16 protein-coding genes and 1 tRNA gene are annotated in these 20993 nt (G+C 71.7%); 4 read left to right on the forward strand and 13 right to left on the reverse strand.

The features are described 5' to 3' along the window. Positions 1-29: 29 nt before the first annotated feature. The gene (locus CcI49_RS24020; RefSeq protein WP_076829507.1) at positions 30-2045 is read right to left on the reverse strand and encodes a phospholipase C, phosphocholine-specific; all 2016 of its coding nucleotides are present in this window, start codon (positions 2043-2045) and stop codon (positions 30-32) included. 284 nt (positions 2046-2329) lie between these two features. On the opposite strand from CcI49_RS24020, the gene CcI49_RS24025 reads away from it, so the two are divergent. Together CcI49_RS24025 and CcI49_RS24030 are read left to right on the forward strand one after the other, a co-directional pair. Further along, on the forward strand, positions 2330-2764 hold the full coding sequence (locus CcI49_RS24025) for a hypothetical protein (RefSeq protein ID WP_076829511.1): 435 nt from the start codon (positions 2330-2332) through the stop codon (positions 2762-2764). A 46-nt stretch (positions 2765-2810) separates the two neighbouring features. Beyond that, on the forward strand, positions 2811-3797 hold the full coding sequence (locus tag CcI49_RS24030) for a DUF459 domain-containing protein (protein WP_076829516.1): 987 nt from the start codon (positions 2811-2813) through the stop codon (positions 3795-3797). 63 nt (positions 3798-3860) lie between these two features. Here CcI49_RS24030 and CcI49_RS24035 read toward each other — a convergent pair whose 3' ends face one another. Continuing rightward, positions 3861-4259 (reverse strand): hypothetical protein, encoded by a 399-nt coding sequence (locus CcI49_RS24035; protein WP_054565238.1) that lies wholly within the window; start codon positions 4257-4259, stop codon positions 3861-3863. 109 nt (positions 4260-4368) lie between these two features. Between CcI49_RS24035 and CcI49_RS24040 the strand changes: the two genes are divergently transcribed. Together CcI49_RS24040 and CcI49_RS24045 are read left to right on the forward strand one after the other, a co-directional pair. After that, positions 4369-4611 (forward strand): DUF4287 domain-containing protein, encoded by a 243-nt coding sequence (locus CcI49_RS24040; RefSeq protein WP_054565239.1) that lies wholly within the window; start codon positions 4369-4371, stop codon positions 4609-4611. A gap of 15 nt (positions 4612-4626) precedes the next feature. Beyond that, positions 4627-5037 (forward strand): PPOX class F420-dependent oxidoreductase, encoded by a 411-nt coding sequence (locus CcI49_RS24045; RefSeq protein WP_054565240.1) that lies wholly within the window; start codon positions 4627-4629, stop codon positions 5035-5037. A gap of 110 nt (positions 5038-5147) precedes the next feature. Here CcI49_RS24045 and CcI49_RS24050 read toward each other — a convergent pair whose 3' ends face one another. From CcI49_RS24050 to mfd, 11 genes are all read right to left on the reverse strand, one after another. Beyond that, positions 5148-5954: a Bax inhibitor-1/YccA family protein gene (locus tag CcI49_RS24050; RefSeq protein ID WP_054565241.1), complete on the reverse strand. Its 807-nt coding sequence runs from the start codon at positions 5952-5954 to the stop codon at positions 5148-5150. 347 nt (positions 5955-6301) lie between these two features. Then, positions 6302-6376, reverse strand: a tRNA-Leu gene (locus tag CcI49_RS24055). 1468 nt (positions 6377-7844) lie between these two features. Further along, positions 7845-8690 carry a uracil-DNA glycosylase gene (locus CcI49_RS24060; protein ID WP_054565242.1) on the reverse strand — a complete coding sequence of 282 codons (846 nt, stop codon included), beginning with the start codon at positions 8688-8690 and terminating at the stop codon, positions 7845-7847. Positions 8691-8716: 26 nt separating this feature from the next. Next, the gene (locus tag CcI49_RS24065) at positions 8717-9673 is read right to left on the reverse strand and encodes a Ppx/GppA phosphatase family protein (RefSeq protein ID WP_076829519.1); all 957 of its coding nucleotides are present in this window, start codon (positions 9671-9673) and stop codon (positions 8717-8719) included. Then, positions 9670-10209 (reverse strand): DUF501 domain-containing protein, encoded by a 540-nt coding sequence (locus CcI49_RS24070; RefSeq protein ID WP_198955625.1) that lies wholly within the window; start codon positions 10207-10209, stop codon positions 9670-9672. The genes CcI49_RS24065 and CcI49_RS24070 overlap by 4 nt, the downstream gene beginning before the upstream one ends. Positions 10210-10322: 113 nt before the next feature. Next, positions 10323-10724: a septum formation initiator family protein gene (locus CcI49_RS24075; protein ID WP_076829522.1), complete on the reverse strand. Its 402-nt coding sequence runs from the start codon at positions 10722-10724 to the stop codon at positions 10323-10325. 5 nt (positions 10725-10729) lie between these two features. Continuing rightward, a complete protein-coding gene (eno, locus tag CcI49_RS24080; RefSeq protein WP_054565504.1) occupies positions 10730-12016 on the reverse strand; it encodes a phosphopyruvate hydratase in 1287 nt (428 codons plus the stop codon). Between the two features lie 915 nt (positions 12017-12931). Beyond that, positions 12932-15058 (reverse strand): signal peptide peptidase SppA, encoded by a 2127-nt coding sequence (sppA, locus tag CcI49_RS24085; protein ID WP_076829525.1) that lies wholly within the window; start codon positions 15056-15058, stop codon positions 12932-12934. Positions 15059-15138: 80 nt separating this feature from the next. Then, positions 15139-16485, reverse strand: a complete 1347-nt coding sequence (locus CcI49_RS24090; protein WP_076829528.1) for a MazG family protein — start codon at positions 16483-16485, stop codon at positions 15139-15141. Positions 16486-16501: 16 nt separating this feature from the next. Beyond that, positions 16502-17245 (reverse strand): hypothetical protein, encoded by a 744-nt coding sequence (locus CcI49_RS24095; RefSeq protein WP_054565247.1) that lies wholly within the window; start codon positions 17243-17245, stop codon positions 16502-16504. Between the two features lie 89 nt (positions 17246-17334). Beyond that, positions 17335-20958: a transcription-repair coupling factor gene (gene mfd / locus CcI49_RS24100; protein ID WP_076829531.1), complete on the reverse strand. Its 3624-nt coding sequence runs from the start codon at positions 20956-20958 to the stop codon at positions 17335-17337. Positions 20959-20993: the final 35 nt, after the last annotated feature.

Below are 20993 nucleotides of genomic sequence, written 5' to 3' on the forward strand. Positions count from 1 at the left end.
AGGATGGCCCGGTTGCCGGCTGGCCTGGGTCAGTGGCCCAGCTGCGGGTCGCTGATCGAGGACGAGCCGTCCTCCAGGTGCCCCGCGAACCCGCGCACCCAGGTGGTGCCCGGCACGGTGACGGTCAGGTCGTACCAGCCGCCACTGCCACGGGTGTCGATCGTGATCTTCTTGTTGCCCTTCGCCTGGGAAACCCGGCCCTGGTAGGCGCTCTCCACCTCGACGTTGACGCCCTTCGGCGCGTCGATGGACAGCTGCAGCGTCTTCGAGCGTCCCGAGCGTGCCACGGTGACGGTGACGGTGTCCGACCCGGCCGTGCCGGCGTACCGCCGGAAGAATCCGTTCGGGCCATGCAGGTGGATGTCGTAGTCGCCGCTGACCGGCCACTCCGCGCGCAGACGGTCCCCGGCGCCGACGGTGTAGCTGTGCGGCGCACCGACGGGGGCGAGCAGCCGGGCCTGGAAGTGCGCACCGAGCGACCCACGGTTGTCGAGCTCGACGGAGATCACCGGCTTCTTCGCCGTGCTCTTCTCCGTGGCGTCGAGGTAGTACGGCGTCGGGCGGGCCGGCCGGGTGCCGGACTCCTGCTTCGGCATCTGGCCCACCGCCGGCACGGTCGGGCGGTAGGTGGGGTGGCGCAGCCGGTCGGCCGGCGCCCACGCGGTGGTGTCGGGCAGCCGAGGGTTACCGGCATCACGGGAGAAGTCGAATGCCGAGGTGAGGTCGCCGCACACCGCCCGCCGCCACGGCGTGATGTTGGGCTCCTTGATCCGGAAGCGCTTCTCCAGGAACTGGATGATCGAGGTGTGGTCGAACGTCTCCGAGGAGACCCAGCCACCGACGCTCCACGGCGAGACCGCGAAGAACGGCACCCGGGGCCCGAGCCCGTAATGGCCGTCACCGAGCGGTCCGGTGTAGAACTCGTTGTCCGTCCGGACTGTGCTCGCACCCGGGATCAGCGGGTTGTTGACGTGCGGCGGGACAAGGTGGTCGAAGAAGCCGTCGTTCTCGTCGTAGGTGATGAGCAGGACGGTCTTGCTCCACACCTCCGGGTTGGCGGTCAGCGCGTCGAGAACCTTGGCGATGTACCAGGCGCCGTAGTTCGTCGGCCAGTTCGAGTGCTCGCTGAACGTCTCGGGTGCGACGACCCAGCTGACACTCGGCAGCTGGTTCTTCGCGACGTCGGCGCGAAGCAGCTCGAAGTAGTCCTGGCCATCCCGGTTCTTCGTGCCCCGGCGAGCCTTCTCGTACAGCGCGTCGCCCGGCACCGCGTTGCGGTAGCTGTTGAAGTAGAGCAGCGAGTTGTCGCCGTAGTTGCCGATGTACGGGTCGCTGGTCCAGCCCCAGGAACCGGCGTCGTCAAGCCCGGTTCCCTCGTCCTGGTAGATCTTCCAGCTGACGCCCGCGGCCTCGAGCCGCTCCGGATACGTCTTCCAGTCGTAGCCGAGCTCGTCGTTGTAGAGGACGGGCCCGCCGCCCTTGCCGTCGTTGCCTGTCCAGCCCGACCACATGTAGTAGCGGTTGGGGTCGGTGTTGCCGATGAACGAGCAGTAGTAGGCGTCGCAGACCGTGAAGGCATCCGCCAGGGCGTAGTGGAAGGACGCGTCCTGCCGCTGGAGGTAGGCCATGGTGGCGGTGCCCTTGGCCGGCACCCACTGGTCGTAGACGCCCTTGTTGAGCGCCTTCTGGCCGTCGGTCCAGCTGTGCGGAAGCCCGGTGAGGAAGGCCGCGCCGAGGTCGGCGGCGTCAGGGTGGAAGGGCAGGAGCTCGCCGGTGCCGTTCGGCTGGCTCCAGACATCCTTGCCGCTGGGAAGGATGGCCGGATGCGGGTCACCGAAGCCCCGGACGCCGCGCAGCGCGCCGAAGTAGTGGTCGAAGGAGCGGTTCTCCTGCATGAGGACGACGACATGCTCGACGTCCCGGATGGTCCCGGTCCGGCGATTCGCGGGGATCGCGGCGGCGCGCGCGATGCTCTGGTCGAGCGCGGTCAGTGCGGCGGCGCCGCCGGCCAGGGTCACAAACCGGCGACGATCGAGGTCGACCATGGGGCTCCTTGCCCGAGAAAGTGTGATCCGAGGAGTGCGGGTCGGCCAAGATTTGCGCACCGTCACAACCGGCGGGCGTCTCGCATGTGACCAGCGAGCGAAGCCTTTTCGCCCACCGGATACCAGAAGGTCAGCTGGCGGACCTCCCACCCGTTTCCGCGCGCCCGAGTTCAGACCGGGGCTACCGCCAGGCCTTCGACAGCTCCTTTCCAAGCCCCCCGGACGGAGCGTGGGCCAAACGGCAGAACCAGCGATCATCACTTAAGGTAAGCATCCGAATACATATGCCGTTGATCGCGGGGAGTGCTCATGACGCAGCGCGACGAGCCGACGGCCTCGACGCCATCCGCGCCTGCCCCACGCCGCAACCCGGATCGGACGGCACCCACCCCACCCGGCCCGGGAGCGACCGCCCCTCGCGCCAACAGCGCACCGGCCACCGCGACACCTGCGGCCTCGGCTACCCAGGCGGCTTCGGCTACCCAGGCGGCTTCGGCAAACCCGGAAGCGCCAGCAAACCCGGCGGCGTCAGCAAACCCAGCGGCGTCAGCAAACCCAGCGGCACCCGCAGCCCCGGCACCGGCACCGGCAGCCCCGGCACCCGCAGCCCCAGCGGCGTCGGCAACCCCGGCGGCACTCGGAGCCCCGGCGACCGCCAGCCGGCTTCCGGCCAGTCCGGCCACCGCGGGCCCGGCGGCGCCACGACCGCCGGCCACTGAACCGCCGGCGGCCGGGCCCGAGCCGTCGGCGCCATCGGTGCCCACCATGTCCGCGCGCCGGGCGCTGCTGCTGGTGGCAGCGTGCCTCGGGCTGCTTGCCGTGCTGCGGTCCGCGGCGATGGTGCACGCCGGCGAGGGGATGCCCCCGGGCACCACCCGAGAGCTCGTCCTCGGAGTCGCCCGCCCGCTGGACCGGATCACCGCCACGCTCAGGCTCAACCAGCCCGACCGGCTCCTGACGACCGCGTTCGGGCACCCCGACCCGACCGGCGCGAAGGCGGACAGTTCCGAGCTCGCCTCAGCCGCCGCGCTGGCCGAGCCGGGGGCGACCGGCGGCCAGGACCGGGCTCCCCGGCGCCGGGAGAACGTCGTCGCGGCGGCGCCCCTGCGGACGCCGACCGCGACCAACCCGCTGCGGGTCCTGGTCACGGGCGATTCGCTGACCGAGTCGCTGGGCCCGACCATCACCAACACCGAGCCGGCGACGATCCACGCCGAGACCGACACCCGCTTCGGCACCGGGCTGGTACGACCGGACTTCTTCGACTGGGCGACCCACGCCCGGCTCCAGATCACCGGGCGCAACCCGGAGGCGATCGTCGTGATCATGGGTGGCAACGACGGCCAGGGCATCACCCAGCCCGACGGCACGATCCTGCCCGCGGGCTCGGACGAGTGGGCGGCCGAGTACCGCCGCCGGGCGATCGTCCTGATGCGGATCTGGTCGGACGGCGGCAGCAGGCGCGTCTTCTGGCTGAGCCTGCCGCCGGCCCGGTCCGGCACCCTCAACGGATATTTCGCCCGCATGAACGAGGCGACCCAGGCCGCCGCCGAACGGGTTCCCGGTGCACGCTTCCTGGACCTTCGCCCGATGCTTTCCAACGCCGGCCAGTACACCGACTACCTGACCGACAGCAGCGGGCGTTCCGTGCTCATCCGCACCAGAGACGGGGTGCACCTGACGCTCGACGGAGCCCGCCTGGCCGCCGCTCCGGTGCTTCAGACCCTGACCCAGGAGTGGCACCTGCACTGACTCTGCCGGCTGGTCGGATGGTCGGCCGGCAGAGTCAGCCGGTCGGCACTGCCGGTGAACCGGTCAGCTCGGGCGGAACCCGAAGCCGGGCCCGTCGAGATCGCCCCTGGCCGCGGTCACCACCGCGAGCGCCCGTGCGGTCAGCTCCAGAACACCCTGTCCGGGCCCGGCCGGGCCCGGAACCGCCGTCGGCGCCGCCGCGGCGGCCAGGAAGTCGTCCACCAGCACAATCAGCTGGTCGGGCAGCGCATGGTCAGCGACGCGGGGTGGGCGGGCCCCGGGAGGCGCACCGCTGCCCGCCTGCCGGCCGAGCAGCGCGAGCTCGTCGATCAGGGAACGGAGCCGGTCGGCTCTCGTCTCACCGCTGGTGATCCGCACATCCCAGGCGGAACCCGTCCAGCCCCGCGCCCTGGAGACCAGGAGGCTGGCCTGCCGGTTGACCTCGCGGAGCGAATCCGACATCCGAGCAGGATACCTGCCGAGGCACTCGCCACGTCTTGCCCGAGCGAACGGCGAGGCGCACGCTCGGCACATGTACCGCTGACACACCGCAAGTCCTCTGGAGGCGCGCATGTCGCTGTATCGCTCCCCGCTGTACCGCTCCCCGCAGACACACCGGGGTCTCATCGACCGCATGCCCAAGGCCACCGGCCATGATCTCCGGCACTGGCTGGCCTGCCTCAACGAAGGGCCGGGTCTGCTGCGCTTCTCGGAACGCGTGGGCTGGTTGAGGGACATCCACGGCGTGCCGCACCGGTACGCGGCCGCCGTGGTGCACGAGGCAGATCTGCGTAGGCACGCGATCCAGGTCTGAAGCGAGAATGATCCGGTGGACCTTGACGCCGCCCGCGCCTTCATCCGCGATCATCACCGTGCCGTACTGGCCACGACCCGCCGCGACGGCACTCCCCAGCTGTCCCCGGTCCTCGTCGGTGTCGACACCGACGGGGCCCTGGTGATCAGCACCCGGACAACGGCGCTGAAGACGGCGAACATCGAACGCGATCCCCGGGTGTACCTCTGCGTCCTGGCCGATGGTTTCTTCGGGCCATGGGTGCAGATCGGCGGCACCGCGCAGATCATCCGGCTGCCCGAGGCCCACGACGCTCTGGTCTCCTACTACCGACAGATCTCCGGTGAGCACCCGGACTGGGCGGACTACCGCGCCGCGATGGAGCGGGAGCAGCGCTGCGTGATCAAGGTGACGCCCGCCGCGGCCGGCCCGCAACGCTCCGGGTGACAGCCGAGACGCCCGCGGCCCGCCCTGCCGTCAGCCGCGGACGTCTCCCCGCCGGTCCGTCCCGCACCTGCACGCTGCTCCCCCGCCGGTGTCGACCCGCGTCGGTGTCGCTACTGGCGGAGCTTGGAGAGCAGCCGCAGCAGCTCCAGGTACACCCACACGAAGCCGACGAGCAGGCCGAAGGCTGCACGCCAGGCCTCCTCGCGCGGCGCACCGCTGGCGACAGCCCGCTCGATGTAGTCGAAGTCCAGGATGAACTGCAGGCTGGCCACCGCCAGCACCACGATGCTGAACAGGATGCCCAGCGGCGACGGGTCGTTGATCACGGGAAGGTGGCTGCCGGTGAAGAGCCGGATGCCGAGGTCGACAAGCCCCAGCAGCACGACGGCGAGCAGCGTGCCCGTGACGATCCTGGCCATCCTCGGGGTGGCCCGCAGACGGCGGCTGCGGTAGGCGACCAGCATGACGACGAACACCAACGCCGTGCCGAGCAGAGCCTGCAGGACGATTCCGGAGAAGGCCGTCTCGTAGTACCGCGAGACGATGCCGACGGCCAGACCCTCCAGCCCGGCGAACACGACCACCAGCGGCGGGCTGATCCGCTCCCGCATGGAGATCACGAAGCTCAGGGCGAGGGCGGCGACGAAGGCACCGATCGCGAGGCCCGGCGAGTCGGGTGCGACGTACCAGCCGAGGCCCGCGAGGACCAACATGACCGCGAACACGCCGAGCGTGTGCATGATCACGTCGTCGTAGGTCAGCCTCTCCCGCACGGGAGCCGGCGGTGGGTAGCCGGGCTGGCCGGGGGCCGGTGGCCACCCGCCAGGCTGCCAGGAGCCCTCCGGAGGCGCCGGTGGGCGGCCCTGCCCGAACCCTGTTCGGGTGAACGCCGGGTTGGACGAACGTAGCTCTGCCATCGGCTTGGACCTCCCCAGCCTGCCCGCGCGGACAGGTCGCCACACGACGATCACACAGTACAACGCCCACGGGGGCCGGCCGGGTTCCGCGCTTGCGGCAATGAGTGACATCCGTGCTGCGGCGAGCAATCCAGGAGAGGTGCCGCCGGGCAGCGGGGCCGGACTAGACATTTGGGGCAGAAGAGGACGCGGCCAAGCCGGCCGAGAGATCAGCTCGGCGAGATCAGCTCGACCGCAATCCAGATCCAGAGCTTCGCTGTTCAGACAAAGGTCTCTCGGGCACTGCCCGTACCCGTTCGACCGCCGACCTCAGGGGCAATACGAGGCGGCCGGTCGACATTGAAAGGTGCCGGTGGTCGGAGTCGAACCGACACTCGAGCTGTTTTTAGGACAGCCTCCTCTACCTGTTGGGATACACCGGCTCGTGCACATCGCTGATGTTTCTACCACGCTACGTAGGGTCTGGGAATAACGCATCGCAGGAAAAGTCGCCCGGACCGGCCGACCCGGACGAATTCGTGACTCCTGGTGACGACCAAGGCACGCGTACCGCCATCCCACGGCAAGGGGTCACATCCCGGTTCGGATCCGGAATGATCCGCTACCAGGACGCGTCAGGAGGACCGGCCTTGATCACCTATAGCCGATCACCAGCGAAGACAAGATCAAGAATACCGAAGAGTCCGAAGCGCCCGACGTCCGCCTCGCGCAATGTCGCCAGCGCAACATCACGGGTGCCGCGGCCTGCCTGCCGGCCCGGATCCGTCGACGCCGCACCGGCGGCGGCCGCCCACGGGCAGCACCCGTCGGCCCTGGGCCGCCCTCGGCAGCAGCCCCGGCAACCGTCGGGCCAGCCAGGCGGTCGACCTGCCGAAGCGGGGCGGCGGTGCCGCGCAGCAGCGGCGGCCCGGCCGGAGGCGGCGGCGCCTCGCTGACCGGGCAGCGGCGGCGGCAGACACGGAACGTCACGAGCCATGCCGCGGCAGCCATGCGGCCTGACGGGTCGCAACGGCGCAGTGTCCGCCACTGCGTCCCGGCGATCGCGCGGAAAGCGCACCCGACCCCGACCAGAAATCGGCAGGCTGCCCACCATGGCCGTCCAACACCCGCCGCAACCCACATTGCGCACGTTCTCGGCCAGCGATCCGCAGCACACTGAAACCCCGATTTCCACGGCGGCGGCGCGGCCAGAACGAAGACGGCGGTCAGCTCACATTGCATTTGTTCCGCCAGGCCTTCCGGCACCGACCGGAACTCCTGACGGACGCCTCCGGCGGGACTGCGGAATCGGGCTGGAAATTCGGCCCGAAAGCCCCACGCCGACACGCCGCACCGTTCCCCGCGGGCGCGGCCCCGAAGAACCGCCGCGACACCGCGACCCGCCTGCCGCCCGCTCGACGCCGTCCGCTCGGCGGCATGGCCCCCCGCCACAACCGACTGAAACCCGCCGGCTGTGAACGAACGAGCAACGGAGCAGCAACGCCTTCCGCCCGGACTGCCGGCCGGAAGGCCGCACGGCCCGGCGCCCGAGAGCATCCGGCCGCACGGGCGACCCCCGCGAGTTCACCTGCTGTTATCTGTCACAACAATCGGATCGATCGTGGCTCGATCTCCCCACGGAGAGAATTCCGCTCTGCGGTAGGAGAAGCGTCGTTGCGAAACTGCAGCCGTGACCGCGGGCACCCCGGGGCCCCGCGAGGCGAGGTCGCCGTCGTTTCGCGCCGCGCGACACCGCGAAAAGTGATCTGCCCCACTGTTTCGCATGGCAGGAAGGTACCGGCAACCGACAAATGATCGGACGATTCCCGTGACACCGGGAAGCCCACAGCGAGGTCCCCGATGGCCGGACACAGCACAGCGCGGCACGAAACCATACCCGCCGCTGTGATTTCAGGGGGCGTCGCGAACACCGGCGATGTGCTCCACCGCCTGCGAGAAGACCACGTCGAGCATCGGAGCCGTCACTCTGCCGGTGAAGGTGTTCTGCTGGCTGGGGTGGTAGCACCCGAAGATCCGCAACTCGGCCAGGTTCACGGTCACACCGTGGCCGAAGGGCGTCCGGCGAGGTGGAAGGGGGTAGCCGGCCGCGCGCAGCGCCGGCCACAGCGCGGTCCAGGCGAATCCGCCGAGCACCACGATCGACCGCAGCGTCGGTCGCAGGAGTTGCAGGTCCCGGACCAGCCAGGGGCGACAGGTGTTCCGTTCGTCCGGGGTCGGCTTGTTCGCCGGCGGCGCGCAGCGGACCGCGGCCACCACCCTGCTGTCGATCATCTCCTGGCCGTCTCCCACCGCGACCGAGGTCGGCTGCCGAGCCAGGCCCGCCCGGTGCAGCGCGGCGAACAGCCAGTCCCCGCTGCGGTCACCGGTGAAGATCCGACCGGTGCGGTTCCCGCCGTGCGCGGCCGGCGCCAGCCCCACGATCAGCAGCCGCGCGTCGGGCGGACCGAACGAGGGCACCGGCCGGCCCCAGTACTGCTGGTCGGCGAACGCCGCCCGCCTGACGGTCGCGACCTCCTCCCGCCACTGCACCAGTCGGGGACAGGCGCGGCAGACCGAGACCCGGGCGTCAAGCTCGGCGCAGTCCGCCGCCGTCGTCGCGAGCTCGACGACGCCGGTCGCCGTGGCGGCCACCGGTGTGGCCGCCGTGGCGGGGTCATTCGGCCACCCCGCCCCCGGGGCGGCCGGTTCGGCACCCGTACCAGCCGCCCGGTCGTCCGGTCCGGCGTCGACGGCCATGGTCCCAGCCTGCCGGCTGGGACCGGTCACCGTGCGCCCGACTCGACCACGCCACCGAGAGAAAGCGCGATGCCGTCCAGAATGTCCCGCTCGCTCGCGATCACGGCGGAGGTACCGGACCGCTCGAGGAGCGTCCGCAGCACCAGCGCACCTGCCGCGATGACGTCGACCCGACCCGGGTGCATCACGGGCAGCACCGCCCGTTCGGCATGGGTCATCGCGACCAGGCGTTCCGTCACGGCCGCCACGTCGGCCGCCGAGGTGACCATCAGGTGGATGCGATCGGCGTCGTAGRCCGGCAGGTCGGCCGCGAGCGCCGCGACCGTGGTCACCGTGCCCGCCACACCGACGAGGGTCGCCGCGCTGGTGATCGGCACCACCCGCTCGGCGACGTCGAAAGCCGCGTTCACGTCCGCGACGATCGCGGCGACCTGTGCGGGGGTCGGTGGGTCGTCGTGCAGGTGGCGCTCGGCCATCCGGACGCAGCCCACGTTCACCGAGATGGACTCGCGTGCCCCGCTCGCGTCACCCAGCACCAGCTCGGTGGAACCACCGCCGATGTCGGCGAGCAGGATCGGTGTGTCGACAGCGTCGAGGTCCCCGATCGCGCCGGTGAAGGAAAGCGCCGCCTCCTCGCCACCGGTGATCACCTCCGGATCGACCCCGAGGATCGAACGGACGCCGGTTACCAGCTCAGCACGGTTGCGGGCATCCCGGGTGGCACTGGTCGCGACCATGCGGACCCGCGTCGCGCCCAGCCGGTCGATCTCGTCCGCGTAGTCGCGCAGCGCGGCGAAGGTCCTGGCCAGCGCGTCCGGTGCCAGTTCACCGGTGCGGTCGACGCCGGCTCCGAGACGGACGATCTCCATCCTGCGGGTGAGCTCACGCAGCCGCGCTCCGGAACCCCCGGACTGTTCGTCGACCTCCGCCACCAGCAGGCGGATGGAGTTGGTGCCACAGTCGATCGCTGCGACGCGACTCATCCGGCGGTCCCCTTTCGTCCCTGGCCACCGCCCGCCGCACCACCGGGCGAGCTCGCAGGTTCCTCCGCACAGGATGCGCGCTCGAGGTCCACACAGGGCCCGCGGGCCCCCCAGTCAGCCAGTGCGGCGAGAGCCTCGTCACCGAACGGATTGACGCCGGGACCGACGGCCAGGCTGTGCGCGACCAGCACATGCAGGCATTTGACCCGGTCCGGCATCCCACCGGCGCTCGGGTTCCCCACGAGCACGCCGTGGGYATCGCGGCGGGCCAGGTAGTCGCGGTGCGCGGCACTGTAGGCGCGCGCGAGGTCCGGGTCGGTGGCCAGCCGGGCGGTCATCTCCCGCATGACACCGGAGCCTTCCAGGCGGGAGATCGCCGCCGCGGCCCGCGGACAGGTCAGGTAGAACAGGGTCGGGAAGGGCGTTCCATCCTCGAGGCGCGGCGCCGTCTCGAGGACGTCTGGCAGCCCGCACGTGCAGCGGTGGGCCACACCGAGCACCGCACGTGGCACCCGCCCGAGCTGACGGTGCACGATCTCGGTCTCGGCCCCGAGCCCCGCGGCCGGAGYGGACCCCGACGCCGCCCCGTTCCCCGACGCGCCGCTTCCCGCCGTGTCACTTCCCGCCGTGTCACTTCCCACTGAGCCGCTCACCGCTGCGCCGCCGGGGTCGGCGTAGCCGGCTCGGCAAGCTGCGACCAGAGCTGGTTGTACCAGGACTGGCCGCCCCTGCCGCCATCGGCGCCCGCGTCGGGCTCCGGTGTCGGCTGGGGGCTCGTCTGCATCAGGTACGTCTTCTCTCCGGGCAGGACGTAGTGCAACCGGCGGCGCGCCTCGTCCTTCACCCATTCCGGATCGTTGTAGCGCGCGACCTCCTCACGCAGGTCGTCGACCCTCGTCTGGCGCTGTGCGTTCGTGCGCGTCAGCTCGGAGATCTTCGCCTGCTGCTGCAGGTACAGCCGCAGTGGGTAGGCCAGGGTCAGGACCAGGACGCAGATGACGATGGCCAGCAGGGTGGCCCTTGTCGTCAGCGCCCTCCGCCGGAAGGGCATTCGGCTCAGCGGGCGGTCGTCGCCCGCCGCGGGAACGCGCCGGCGCCCGCGTACCGTGCCGCGTCGTCGAGCTCCTCCTCGATCCGCAGCAGCTGGTTGTATTTCGCCACCCGCTCGCTGCGTGCGGGGGCACCCGTCTTGATCTGGCCGCAGTCGACCGCGACCGCGAGGTCGGCGATCGTGGTGTCCTCGGTCTCGCCGGAGCGGTGCGACATCATGCAGCGGTAGCCGTTGCGGTGGGCCAGGCTGACGGCGTCCAACGTCTCCGTCAGGGTGCCGATCTGGTTCACCTTCACCAGCAGCGCGTTGGCCGCGCCCTCGGCGATGCCGCGGGCAAGCCGCTCCGGGTTGGTGACGAACAGGTCGTCGCCGACGAGCTGCACCCGCGAGCCCAGCCGGGTGGTGATGCTCGCCCAGCCGGCCCAGTCGTCCTCGGCGAGCGGGTCCTCGATGGACACGATCGGGTACGAGTCGACCAGATCCGCGTAGTAGTCGATCATCTGGTCGGCCGACCGGCCGGTGCCTTCGAAGGTGTAGGAGCCCTTCTCGAAGAACTCCGTCGACGCGACGTCGAGCGCCAGCGCGATGTCGTCACCCAGGCTGAAGCCCGCCTTGTCGACGGCCTCGGCGATCAGGTCGAGCGCCTCCCGGTTCGTCGGCAGGCTCGGCGCGAAACCGCCCTCGTCGCCGACGCCGGTCGCCAGGCCCCGGACCTTCAGCACGCTCTTCAGCGCCTGGTAGATCTCCGCGCCCCAGCGCAGCGACTCCGCGAAGGTGCCGGCGCCGATCGGCGCGATCATGAACTCCTGGATGTCGACGTTGGTGTCGGCATGCGCGCCACCATTGAGGATGTTCATCATCGGCACAGGCAGCAGATGGGCGTTGGGCCCGCCGATGTAGCGGAAGAGCGGCAGCCCGCTCGCGGCCGCGGCGGCCCTGGCGACGGCCAGGCTCACACCGAGGATCGCGTTCGCGCCCAGCTGCGACTTGTCGGGCGTCCCGTCCAGCTCGATGAGGCGCGCGTCGAGCAGCCGCTGCTCGGTGGCCTCCATCTCGATGATCGCCGGACCGATCCGGGAGATGACGGCGTCGACCGCCTTCGTGACGCCCTTGCCGCCGTACCGGTCGCCCCCGTCGCGCAGCTCGACGGCCTCGAAGGCGCCGGTGCTGGCTCCGCTGGGGACAGCGGCCCGGCCGGGCGTGCCGTCTTCCAGAACGACCTCGACCTCGACGGTGGGATTGCCTCGCGAGTCGAGAATCTCGCGAGCTCCGACAGCCTCGATGGACGGCACGAGCACACCTTTCGATGGGACGCTACCGGGGCACCGGCGCGGGACGGATCCTGCTTGCGGCACTGAATCTTTACTGAGACTGCTGGTTGCGATCTTTACGGAGACTGCTGGTTGCGAAGACTGCTGGTTGCGGAGCACCCGGGGACGAGCGACGCCGTCCGGACGAACCGGTCGGTGCGAGACTACCGCCGCGGCGCGTCGGCGCGTCGCCTCCCGGTCGCGCCACGCTGACGCGGACGCCGTGTCCGTCGCCGGTCGGCCGCGTCAGGAATCCGCCCGGCGTCGCACACATCACCTCGGTGGGCAGCCCCGATGGGGGGTGGCCCAGGCCTGACCGGAGCTCGACCTGTGCGGAGAATTCGGCGGCGGTCCCGAAGCCGCGGCTTGAGGATCTGCGGATCTTCGTCGTTCCAGAGGCTCTCCCGGATTGGCGCCGGTCGAGATCTCTGGTCGGTGGACGGGACGGTTCGCACTCCACGAACGCGCCCGGACCTCCGCGTGCCCGAGAGGCCAGCGACCCGGCGGCCCGGCGGCCCGGCGGCCCGGTTTGACGAGTCGCAAGAGTGAACGATTCTGGTCGTTCCGACGACCGAAATCCTTCTTTCTTGCGGGCCACCAGGCGACTATGAACCCTTTTTGCCCCGCTTAAGAGCGAATTTGCCGGCGCTGCGCGGGAGGTGCGGGATCCTCGATGAGTGCCGTGCGGGTGGGTGGGGTTCGCCCTCCGCCAGCGCGGCTCCGCCAAGCCCATGCCGGTGCCCCGGATCCGCCGCGTCTCGGGATTCCGCCGCGGTCCCTGGAAGGACCAGAAATCCCCAGGCCTTGCCTGGCAGCAGCGGCAACTCGGAGCCCCGGCCTGGTCACACGCGCCGGGTCGACGAAGATCCCCGGATCTTCCTGCTCGTCCCATCGGAGCTAGCGGACGAGCCCCACGGGAGGCATCAGCAGCGGCCCGTGGACGGGCAGCCCCGCCCGCGCGGCGAGCGGCGCGAGCGCGCCCCAGCCGCCGGCGAACCCGTCGGAGCCCACTGACAGACCACCATGGGCGCCACCGACCGCGCCGAGCCCTGCAAGCGCGCCGAGCCCTCCGAACACGTCGAACGCGGTGAGAACACCGAGAACTCCCCGGATGCCGGGGACCCCGAAGCTCGCCGCGGTGCGGGCGGCCGCCGCGCCCGGCTCCTCGCTGGACTTCGGGGTGCGCAGCCGGTCCAGCACCGACGGTTTCGGGGTGAGCCGCACCCGTGGGGTCTCCTCGGCCGGCAGGCCGGCCCGGGCCCAGGCCAGGTCGATCGCGTGGGCCAGCCCGCCCAGCTCGTCGACGAGGCCGTGGCGATGGGCGTCGGCGCCCGTCCAGACCCGCCCGCGGGCCAGCTCGTGCGCCTCGGCGGGCGACATCCGCCGGGCCTGCGCGACCTTGGCCACAAAGTCGGCGTACACCCGGTCGAGGAACTCCTCCAGCTTCGCCCGCTCGGCCTCGGTGAACGACTGCCGCGGGGACATCATGAGCGCGTTCTCGCCGGCGGCGACCGCACCGAAGCCGATCCCGACCTTGCCGAGCAGGTCGCGGACGACCTGCTTGCCGCCGAAAACTCCGATGGAGCCGGTCAGCGTCCCCGGGTTGGCAACGATCAGATCACCGCCGAGCGCGACGAAGTAGCCACCGGAAGCCGCGACGGCACCCATCGAGACGATCACTGGACGCCCGGTGGCACGAAACCGTTCGATCTCTCGACGGACCACATCCGAGGCCACATACGAACCGCCGGGGCTGTCGACGCGGAAGACCGCGGCGGCCACGGAGGAGTCCCGGGCCGCCGCCCGGAAGGCCGCCGTGACCGCGTCCGCCGCGAGGACCGGCCCCCCGAACGGCAGCGCCGCGGACCCCAGCACCACCGGGCCGGTGCCGTGCACGAGTGCGACCACCGACGTCCGCGGATCGATCTCCGGTGGGACCACATTCGGATCACCGCCGGCCGCCGCCCCCGCTCCGCCGTCCGCCGCCGCGGCGGCTGCTGCCTTTTCCGCCACCGCCACCGCCTCCGGCGTCGCTGCGGCCGGCGTCGCGGCCGGCCCGGTACCCGACCGCCACCGCGGCCGATCGCTACCGGACTGCCCCGGCAGCACCGGCAACGGAAGAGCCGCGGCAAGGCCCCGGGCCCTGCGCACCGGGGAGGCCTCCCGGCGCACCTCGGCACGCCGGTACGCCCAGACGTACATCAACGTCGGTTCCACGCCGCCGTCACCGTCGGCATCGGATCCGACGCCGGACGTCCCGGCGAGCTCACGCGCCCGCGTGCGCACCTGGTCATAGGCCTCGTCCCGGTAGCCGATCCGGTCGACCAGGCCCGCCTCCAAGGCGGCCCGCCCGGACATCGGGGCGTCATCGATCATTCTTCTGACCTGGTCAGGCGACAGCCCTCGACGTGCCGAGACCTCCGCCACCACCTGTTCCGCGCACGAGTCGACGATCCGCCCGAGCGCCTCGCGGTGCGCCGGGGTGAAGTCCCGCTCCACCAGCGTGTTGACCGCGTTCTTGTACTCGTGGCGCTGGCCGATCTCGACACTCACCCCGAGCCGGTCCAGCGCCTCCCGCAGGAAGGGGGTCTCCATCGCGACGCCGGTCAGGCCCAGGTCTCCGGGTGGCGCGAGCCAGATCTCGTCGAAGGCGCACGCCAGGTAGTAGGCCACCGTGCCGCCACCGAACTCGCCGAAGGTGTCGGCGTAGGCGAAGGTGACCCCGCCGGAGGCGCGGAACTCGGCGACCGCGTCGCGGACCTCCTGCACCCGGGCCAGCGGCATCCCGCCAGCTGCGATGTGTGCGACGAGCACCTTCGCCCGGTCGTCCCGCGCGGCGCGACGCAGCCCGTCGACCACCTCGCGCAGGGACGGCCGCCGGTGGGCGACCGCGGCGGTCAGCGGGTCCGCGGGCACGCCTTCCACCAGGTCGGAGGTCAGGTCGAGCTCAAGAATGATCGGGGCGGCGCGCCGCCGCGCGAAGCGCTGGATATCGGCCACTGCCTGCCTGGGCGTTCCAACCATGGTTCGAGGCTAGTGCGATGCCTGCGAACCGGGGATCTCCCGCGGCCGGAGCGTTCAGGATCCCTCGTACGAAAGGCTGTTCAGGATCCGGCGGCGGAAGGCTCCGTGGTCGCCGACGGCGCGGAGGCCGCTGTCGGCGCGGAGGCCGTCGTCGGCGCGGTGGCCGCCGATCGCCACAGCGCACTCCAGCCAGCCGCGTCCAGCCCACGCGGCTCGACACCGCGTTCCAGCGCCGCGTGTTCCGCCCGGGCCAGGTTGTCCCGAAACGACCGGGCACGCCCGCGCAGCGCGGATTCGGCGTCGACGTCGAGAGCGGCCGCCAACGCCACGGCGGCGAACAGGAGGTCGCCGATCGACCGCTCGGCGACGGCAGGTCCCGCGCCCGGATCGGCGTCGAGGCCCCGCGCCAGCTCGGCGACGACCGCGGTGAGCCCCGCCGAACCGGGTGCGGCCACCGGGGCCACCGGAGCAGCCGGAGCAGCCGGAGCTCCCGGAGCTGGCGAAACAGCGGGAAGGGCCAGGTCGAGCGGGAGGCCCAGCTTGCCCGCACGCCGCAGCAGCTTGGCCGTCAGGGACAGCGCGGGCGCGGACAGGGGCACCCCCTCCGTCACCGACTTCCGGTTCTTCTCCGTCGCCTTGATCGCGTCCCAGTTGGTGACGACCTCGTCCGCGCCGGAGACGGCGACGTCGGCGAAGACATGGGGATGGCGCCGGATCAGCTTGGCGGACAGCCCTGCCGCGACATCGTCGACGTCCCAGCCGCCCGGACCGGCCTCGGCCGCCACCCGCGCGTGGAAGAGCACCTGCATCAGGACGTCCCCCAGCTCCTCGCGGAGCTCGGTGAGATCGCCGTCCTCGATGGCCTGGTACGCCTCGTACGCCTCCTCCAGCAGGTAGGGCGCCAGCGAGGTGTGGGTCTGTTCGGCGTCCCAGGGACATCCGCCGGGCGAGCGCAGCCGGTCCATGACGGCGACCGCGTCCAGCAGCGCCGATCCGGGCAGCTCACGGGTCGCGACGAGATCGTCGACCCGGGCGGGCTGGTCAACCCGGGCGCCGCCGACGGCCTCGGTGCCGCCGACGGCCTCGGTGCCGCCGACCGCCGCGAGCAGGGCCCGGTCGACGGCGTTCGGCGACACCGGATCCAGCAGCCACGCGACCCGGCCGGACGTCCCGGCAGCGGCCAGCAGCCCGGCAAGGGGGCCGGCGCCGCCGGCCGGGGCCTCGGCCTGGCCGGCGGCGCAGCTCTCGATCTCGCCCTCCACCAGCACCGACACCTCGACACCGGCCTCGCGCAGCGCCGGAGCCTGCGGGTGGTCGGGGCAGGCCGTCCAGACCGCGGCCGAGCGGAGCAGATCCCAGGCCGCGGCCGTGAGCAGGCCCGGCGCGACCCGGGCGCTGGTCGAGACCAGCGTGATGTGTGCGGTCATGTCGGACGCCTGCGCCCTACAGCGTCAGCTCGGCCGTCGAGGCGACCGGCTCCTCCGTGGTGGCGATGGTGCCCGGCGCCTCGTCCACGACCGATTCCTTGGCGTTCCATTCCCCGAAGCGGGGGTTCACCGAGACGCCCAGCCGGTTCGCGGTGTCGGTCAGCACCGGCTGGATCTTCGCGTTGCGCTCGTCGGAGGCCAGGAACCGCTGCAGGTACGGCCGGGCCGCCTCATAGGTCAGCGGCAGCTTGCCGTACTGCTGGACGAGGCCGTCGTACTGCGCGCGGGCGTAGTCCGGCGAGGCGAGGGTGGTCGGCGCGACCTTGTCGGCGATGGCGAACTCCAGCGCACCGACCCGCATCGCCGTCAGGAGATCCTCCTTGGCGTAGCCGAGCGCGGCGGCGTTGGTCTCGAACTCCTTGACACCGCCGTAGCCCAGCACCGCGCTCGCCTGGTAGAAGGCGTTGAGGTCCTGGTCGCTCACCGTGACCCCGAGGCTCTTCGCCGCCGACTCACGCACCTTGAGGTCCACCAGCATGGTGATCGTGCGGCGCTGGAGCGCCGTACGGGTGAGGGTCTGCGCGGTCTGGGCGGTCTCGGCCGCGGCCAGGCCGCGGTCGACGATGCCGCGCACGGTCGAGGTCTCGATCGTGCTCGACCCGACCTGGGCGGCCGCACCGGCGTGGGACGTGCATGCGGTACCTGCGAGGCCGGTGAGCACGGCGAGCCCGAGCCCGGCCAGAAGACGCGGAAACTTCACAGCAGTGACCGTATCCGCTCCTCGGCCCAGAAGTGTATGTGGCTGCCTTCGGCCGCACCGGACGTCCGCCCGGGACCGCCTCGGACGACCTACCGGCTGGCCGCCGCGGCGATCGAGTCCCCGGCGACGGCGTCGAGCAGCTGGCCGACCCAGGCCAGCAGGGCCCGGTCGCGCAGCGGGCGGGACCCGATCCGGCCGGTCTCGGTCGGTGCCGGGACCAGCACCGTCTTCACCGCCGGCTTGACGACGGAGCCCTTGTAGAGCCGGTTCAGGCGCAGCGTCTGGCTCTCCCGCAGCTCCAGCGGGGCGATCCGGATCTGGCGCCCCGCGACGGTGATCTCGTTGACGCCGTACCGGCGGGCGAGCACCCGCAGGGAGGCGACCGCCAGCAGGTTCTCCACCGGCTCGGGCAGCGGGCCGAACCGGTCCGTCAGCTCGCCGCGGACCTCGTCGATGTCCGCGGCGGTGACAGCCGCGGCGAGCCGGCGGTAGGCGTCGAGCCGCAGCCGCTCACTGGGCACGTAGTCGTGCGGCAGGTTCGCGTCGACGGGCAGCTCGACCTTGACCTCGATCGGCTCCTCGACCTCGCCCTTGTACTCGGCGACGGCCTCCCCGACCATCCGGACGTACAGGTCGAAGCCGACCGAGGCGATGTGCCCCGACTGCTCGCCGCCGAGCAGGTTGCCCGCGCCGCGGATCTCCAGGTCCTTCATCGCCACCGCCATGCCGGCGCCGAGGTCGTTGTGCTGCGCGATGGTCGCGAGCCGGTCGTGCGCGGTCTCCGACAGCGGCCGGTCCGGCGGGTAGAGGAAGTAGGCGTAGGCGCGCTCGCGGCCACGGCCGACCCGGCCGCGCAGCTGGTGCAGCTGGGAGAGCCCGAAGTTGTCGGCCCGCTCGACGATCAGCGTGTTCGCGTTCGAGATGTCCAGGCCCGACTCGACGATCGTGGTGCAGACCAGGACGTCGAACTTCTTCTCCCAGAAGGAGACCATCACGCCTTCGAGGGTGTCCTCGTTCATCTGGCCGTGGGCGGTGGCGATGCGGGCCTCGGGGATCAGCTCACGCAGCCGCGCGGCCGCCCGGTCGATGCTCTCGACCCGGTTGTGGATGTAGAAGACCTGCCCCTCGCGCAGCAGCTCCCGGCGGATCGCCGCCCCCACCTGGCTCGGGTCGTAGGCGGCGACCGAGGTGAGCACCGGATGGCGCTCCTCCGGCGGGGTGTCGATGGTCGAGAGCTCCCGGATGCCGGTGATCGACATCTCCAGGGTTCGCGGGATCGGGGTCGCGCTCATGGTGAGCACGTCGACCGCGGTCCGCATCTTCTTCAGGTGTTCCTTGTGCTCGACCCCGAACCGCTGCTCCTCGTCGACGATCACCAGGCCGAGGTCGGAGAACTTCGTCTCACTGGAGAACAGGCGATGGGTGCCGATGACGACGTCCACCGTGCCGTTCGCGAGGCCGTCGAGCACCGCCCGCTGCTCGGCGGCGGAGTTGAACCGGCTCATCGCCTTGACCACGACCGGGAACGGGGCGTACCGCTCGGCGAAGGTCTGGTAGTGCTGCTGGACGAGCAGCGTGGTCGGGACGAGGACGGCGACCTGCTTGCCGTCCCCCACCGCCTTGAAGGCCGCCCGCACCGCGATCTCGGTCTTGCCGTAGCCGACGTCGCCGCAGATCACCCGGTCCATCGGGACGGGCTTCTCCATGTCGGCCTTGACCTCGTCGATGGCCGAGAGCTGGTCGGGGGTCTCCCGGAACGGGAAGGCGTCCTCCAGCTCACGCTGCCAGGGCGTGTCGGGGCCGAAGGCATGGCCGGGCGCCGCCATCCGCGCGCTGTAGAGACGGATCAGCTCCCCGGCGATCTCCTTGACCGCCTTGCGGGCCCGGGTCTTGCGCTTGGCCCAGTCCGCGCCGCCGATGCGGTCCAGGCTCGGGCCCTCACCGCCGACGTAGCGGCTGACCTGCTCAAGCTGGTCGGTGGGGACGTAGAGYCGGTCGCCGCGGGCGTACTCCAGCAGCAGGTACTCGCGCTTCGCCCCGGCCACCGTGCGGGTGACCATCTCGACGTAGCGGCCGACCCCGTGGGCGTCGTGCACGACCAGGTCGCCGGCGGTCAGCGCGAGCGGGTCGATGCCCTTGCGGCGGCGGCTCGGCATCCGCCGCATGTCCTTGGTGGTGACTCCGCGGGCGCCGGCCAGGTCGGTCTCGGTGAGCACGGCGAGGCGCAGCGTCGGGCTGATGAAGCCCTGGCCGAGCTGGGCCTGCGTCACGATGGCCACACCGGGCACGACCTCGCCGTCGGCGGCGAGGCGGGCACCGAGATCGGCTTCCCGCATCATCTCGACGAGCCGCTGGGCCGGCCCGTGCCCCTCGGTGACGAGCAGCACCCGCCACGAGTCGGCCAGCCAGCCCTTGATGTCCGCGGTGGCCCGGGCGGTGTCCCCGAGGTAGGTCGGCGCGGGACGCAGGCTGGCGACGACCGTGTCGTCGCCGTAGATGTCGTCGTCGCCGGCCGCCTCCGAGGCGAACGGGCTGACCGACCACCAGGGAATGCCCAGCTCGCCCGCGCGCTCGCGGGCCTCGGCGACCGACCGGTAGGTGGCCGCGCCGAGGTCGATCGGCGCCCCGCCGCCCAGCGCCGCGACGCTCCAGGAGGCGTCCAGGAACTCCTGGCTGGTACGCACCAGCTCGGTGGCTCTGCTCCGCACCCGCTCCGGGTCGCAGACGAGGACCCGGGAGCCCTGCGGGAGCTCGTCCAGCAGCAGGGTCATCTCGTCGACCAGGACCGGGGAGAGTGCCTCCATGCCCTCGACCGGGATGCCCTGCGCGATCTTGTCGAGCATGTCGACGAGCTGGGGATGCTCCTGTGCGAGCGCGGCGGCCCGGGCCCGGACGTCGTCGGTGAGGAGCAGCTCCCGGCACGGCGGGGCGAACAGCAGCGGCGCCGGCCTCGGCCCGGCACCGCCCTGCTCGGAGGCACTGCCCTGCCCGGTGGAACTGCCCTGCCCGGGGGAACTGCCCTGCCCGGGGGCACTGCCCTGCTCTGGCAGCGCGCGCTGGTCGGCGACGGAGAAGTGGCGGATGTCCTCCACCTCGTCCCCGAAGAACTCGATTCGCAGCGGATGTTCCTCGGTGGGCGGGAAGACGTCGAGGATGCCACCGCGGACGGCGATCTCACCGCGCCGTTCCACGAGGTCGACCCGGTGGTAGGCGATGCCCACGAGACGGGCGGTCACCTCTTCCAGGTCGGCGCTGTCCCCCTTCGCCAACGCCACCGGTGCGAGGTCACCGAGCCGGGCGACCTGCGGCTGCAGCACTGAGCGGATCGGTGCGACCACAACTGCCAGCGGCTCGGCCCCGTCCACCCCCGGATGCGCGAGCCGCCGCAGCACGGCCAGTCGGCGCCCGACGGTGTCGGCACGGGGGGAGAGCCGCTCGTGTGGCAGCGTCTCCCAGCTCGGATACACGGCCACCCGCCCCGCGCCGAGCAGGCTCCCCAACGCCTCGGTCAGGTCGTCGGCCTCCCGCTCGGTGGCGGTCACCACCAGCACGGTGCGGCCGGCGCCGGCGAGCGCCGCGGCGGCGAACGGCCGCAGCGCGGCGGGACCCGCCAGGTCCAGCACGGGCTCGTCCAGCGAGGCCAGCGCGCGGGTCAGCGCCGGGTCGCCACCTGGGCGGGCTACCAGCGCGTCAAGCAGCGGCGCGAGGGTCATGTGATCCGTCCCGTGCCTCTCGGAGTGAGTCGATT

The sequence above is a fragment of the Frankia sp. CcI49 genome, assembly GCF_001983215.1.
Lineage (GTDB): Bacteria > Actinomycetota > Actinomycetes > Frankiales > Frankiaceae > Parafrankia > Parafrankia irregularis.